Genomic DNA, 1,625 nt, shown 5'->3' on the forward strand with positions numbered 1-1,625 from the left:
CCGTTCATGCGCCAGGTTGCTGTCGATCGCCAGTTTGAACATGGCTAGGTCGCGAGCGCGGCCTTCGATCTGGAGCTTCGTCCGGATCGACCAGACGTGCTTGGGTCGTAGGGGCGGCCTTGCCCCGGTCAGCGTGCCCTTGTTCAGGGCAACCGTTTATGAGGCGTCGGGGTAGCATTCACTTGATCCAGTATGGTCATACTCCTCGGTTACAGAGGAGGGGAGCATGTGCCACTGGCGAAGCATCGTTGACCTGACCAACCTGATCCCTATGCGTAAGTCGGGTATCTTGAGCCCGCCGAGAAGCACGCGCATAAAAGTATTTTTGAAGGATTCATGGCCGTGGTCCGCAGCAAGAATATCTCACCATCTTGGAGCGACGTTAAAACCGCGCTCCTGGACTTCGATCGCGCGGGCCTTCGGGGGCTAGTGCAAGACCTCTACACTGCCAGCAAAGACAACCAGGCATTCTTGCATGCCCGCTTGGGCTTGGGTCAGGATCACCTCCAGCCCTTCAAATCGAGTATTTCCAGATGGATATCGCCGGACCTAATGAAAGGCCAACCCATATCGGTTTCTAAAGCCAAGAAGGCGATTGCGGACTACAAAAAAGCCATCGGGCGCCCGGCTGGGATGGCGGAGCTGTCGATCTTTTATTGCGAGGAAGCATTCGGCTTTTTGGAATCTTGCAGCATGGACGACGAAAAATACTTTGCCGCTTTGATCCACATGTATGGACGGTCTCTGGAAATCGTATCTAGCCTGCCTCCTACTGAGCGCAGCACCTACCTTGAGCGTCTCGGCAGGCTTAGGTCACGCGGGAGGAATGTCGGGTGGGTGGTCGAGGAAGAATTGAATAGCCTTTGGCATGATGCGGTGGACGAGCAGCAGGGTGAATGAGCGCTCTTTCTGTCGGACGAGGTGATCGATGAAGTGGGGGGAGTTCATTGCATTGATCGGTGGCTGGGTCGGTGCGCGGCAGTCAGGCTGGATTCAGGAGTAACGCGCCTCATGCCTCGCGTCCGACTGTGAACAGCTTTCGAAATAGTGCTTCGGACTGACGCAGGCCTTCGTCAGTGAATACGACGGATTTAGCTTTGCCGGCTGGGTCCGAGATCAATCCCTTTGTATGGAGCCGCTCCATCGCGGCCCAATCAAAGGATTTCCAGGTGCGCATCCCGTCGTGACGCCCGAGAAATAATAAGGCAAGAACGGCATCGTCGATGTGGTCTCGGTCTATGTCCATGATCGATGACCTCCGAGGTAATGTTGATCGCCGAACCTGACGATATCTCGGCGATTTGGACGCGAAGAGGGGCCGCGGTGCCATCGTCGACAGGACGATCGAATAATGTGCTGTACACTGCGGTTCAAAGTATCGCGAACGGCGCCAACCGGACCTGAACGTGTAGCCTGACGATGTCTGCTCCTGAGGGTCGAACGGACATGCCGCGCGAGCGGGCACACTTCCGTTTTTGACCCTGGCTGTTCTCTAATTCCGGGCCTGCGGTCAAGACTCTCCAAACACATCCTTGCCGGGATCATGGTTCTCTCCGCGGTAGGGGCATGCCCTCCGCATGATGGCGTAGGATGACGCTGGCGGATCAATGTGTGAAGCGCGCTTG

Annotated in this window: 2 protein-coding genes; one reads left to right on the forward strand and one right to left on the reverse strand. The window is 56.4% G+C overall.

Annotated features, from left to right (window positions below; translation table 11 throughout):
* Window positions 1-336: 336 nt before the first annotated feature.
* Entirely contained in the window at window positions 337-900 is a 564-nt protein-coding gene (locus tag KIP88_RS45685; protein WP_214494604.1) for a hypothetical protein, read from the forward strand.
* A gap of 109 nt (window positions 901-1,009) precedes the next feature.
* On the opposite strand, the gene KIP88_RS45690 is transcribed toward KIP88_RS45685, so the two are convergent.
* Entirely contained in the window at window positions 1,010-1,246 is a 237-nt protein-coding gene (locus KIP88_RS45690; protein WP_214494605.1) for a DUF6429 family protein, read from the reverse strand.
* Window positions 1,247-1,625 lie beyond the last annotated feature (379 nt).

It is taken from the genome of Bradyrhizobium sp. SRL28, from assembly GCF_018596315.1.
Classification (GTDB): domain Bacteria; phylum Pseudomonadota; class Alphaproteobacteria; order Rhizobiales; family Xanthobacteraceae; genus Bradyrhizobium.